Source organism: Telluria sp. Soil_C_11 (assembly GCF_057657395.1).
The window spans coordinates 1-2034 of the sequence record NZ_JBDGIN010000043.1; the positions used below are offsets into that span (position 1 = coordinate 1).

2 protein-coding genes are annotated in these 2034 nt (G+C 61.7%); both read right to left on the minus strand.

Annotation, left to right across the window (positions count from 1 at the left end):
- Positions 1–87: 87 nt before the first annotated feature.
- Positions 88–873, minus strand: a complete 786-nt coding sequence (gene istB, locus AC3A6M_RS24750) for an IS21-like element helper ATPase IstB (protein WP_487855348.1) — start codon at positions 871–873, stop codon at positions 88–90.
- Positions 870–1949: an IS21 family transposase gene (gene istA / locus AC3A6M_RS24755; RefSeq protein WP_487855349.1), complete on the minus strand. Its 1080-nt coding sequence runs from the start codon at positions 1947–1949 to the stop codon at positions 870–872. Before istA ends, istB begins: the two co-directional genes overlap by 4 nt.
- Positions 1950–2034 lie beyond the last annotated feature (85 nt).

The window sequence follows — 2034 nt, forward strand, 5'->3', positions numbered from 1 at the left end:
TGTCAACGGCGATTGAAAACTGATACAGATTTCGTTGTGCCAGCGATTTAAAACTGATACACCGCCGTCGCCGAACACAATGCGTGTTCAGCCCATCTCTGCAACATCGCTTCCCCTCATCATCCCGGCCTGTCGTTGATGCTTCAGCCGGTAGCTTTCTCCTGCGATCGGCACGATGTGCGCGTGGTGCAGCAGCCGGTCGAGCAAGGCCGCGGTCAGCGTCGTGTCCTGCGCGAAGGTCGCGTCCCATTGGCCGAACGGCAGGTTGCTGGTCACGATCAGGCTGCTGTGCTCGTACAGCGCCGCAATCACCTGAAAGAACAGGTTGGCCTGCTCCCGGTTCATCGGCAGATAGCCGATCTCGTCGATGATCAAAAGCCGGTACGCCTTGATTGCGCGGTGCATCACCGCTTTCAGATTGTTCTGGGTATGCGCCGTCGTCAAAGCCAGCATCAGGTCGGCCGCCGTCGTAAAGCGCGTCTTGATGCCAGCCTGCGTGGCCTTGTAGCCCAATGCCATTGCCAGGTGCGTTTTGCCTACTCCGCTCGGCCCCACCAACACCACGTTCTCATGCCGCTCCACGAATCCCAGGCCAGCCAGTTCTTCGACCTGACTGCGCTTCACGCCTTTGGCGAAATCGTAGTTGAACTCTTCCAGCGTCTTCACCACCGGGAACCCGGCCAGCCGGGTCATCGTGCTTTGTTTGCGCACGTTACGCCCAGCGGCTTCCTCCCTCAGCAGCCCCTCGAGGAAGTCGCTGTAGGCCATCTCCTGCTTCGCCGCCTTCTGGGTTGCGGCGCCGTAGCCCTGGGCCACGAAAGGCAGGTTCAGGCTCTCGCACAACGCCGCGATACGCTCATGCTGCAGATTCATGCCGCCACTCCTTCCGACACCCGTACCAGCAGCGCGTCATACACCTGCAGCGGGTGCTGTACTGGAGACGGTTGCGCGATTCGCTCCACCACCGCCGCCGGCCGCGGCACCACAGGTGCTTCGGCACTCGGTTGCGGCCTGGCTGCCGCGATGTCCGCCCGCCATGGCGCCGGCAACGGTTGCAAGTGCTGCGCCTCTCGCTTCAATGCTTCGGCTGGCGGCTCCCCGGTAGTGCCGTGGATACGCGCATTGGCCACCTCGCGCAGCCAGTGGGCTACTTCCACGTTGGCCGTCACGACGTCGAGCTTCTGGCCGCTCTGTGCCAGCCGGCTCGCCAACGGCACATAAAACGAACGGCGCAGGTAGCCGTTGAAGCGTTCGACTTTTCCCTTGGTCTTGGCCCGGTACGGCTGGCACAGCTTGATCACGAAACCGCTATGCCTGGCGTAGTCCAGGAAGCCAGCGTGGAAGCGGTGCTCGCCCTCACCATACGCATCGCGCTCCAGTACTACCGTCTTCATGTTGTCGTACAGGACCCGCCGCGTCACGCCACCGAACGCCGCAAAGGCGCGCTCGTGGCAGGCGATCAGGGTTTCCACCTTCATGTTGCTGACGAATTCCACGTAGCTGGCCCGGCTAAAGCCGAGCGTGGCGCAGAACGCGTGCAGTGGCGCGCTGCCTTTACGGAATTCGACCCAATCCACCTGCAACTGCTCGCCCATCGCCGTCTCGAAACGCACCACCGGGTCGGCGGGAGGCACCGGGCGCAAGGTGCGCAGGAAAGCCCTCAATTGGCTCATCCCACCCTCGTAGCCGCGCGCGGCAATCTCGCGGTACAGCACGGTGGCCGGAATCACATCGGGCTGAGCAGCTTGCTGCCGATCCCTCAGGTACTGCTCGAATTGCGCCAGCTTCGTCTGGCGTTTGACTTTGCGTTCGTACTTCGGCACGGCCTCCAGGGCCAAATGCCGGCGCACCGTGTTCACTGCGCAGCCTACCTCGGCGGCAATCTGCCGAAGGCTTAACCCATGCTTCTTCAGGAGTTGGATTTCCACGTACACCTCTTTGGGTTTCAAGGCCGCTCCGCAAAGCGGCCATCTTCTCAAAATGGTGTATCAGTTTTCAATCGCTGCCTGTATCAGTTTACAACCGCTGCTGACA

Coding starts and splice junctions, on each gene's coding strand:
- istB (WP_487855348.1), bottom strand. CDS start 873: ATGAATCTGCAGCATGAGCGTATCGCGGCGTTGTGCGAGAGCCTGAAC.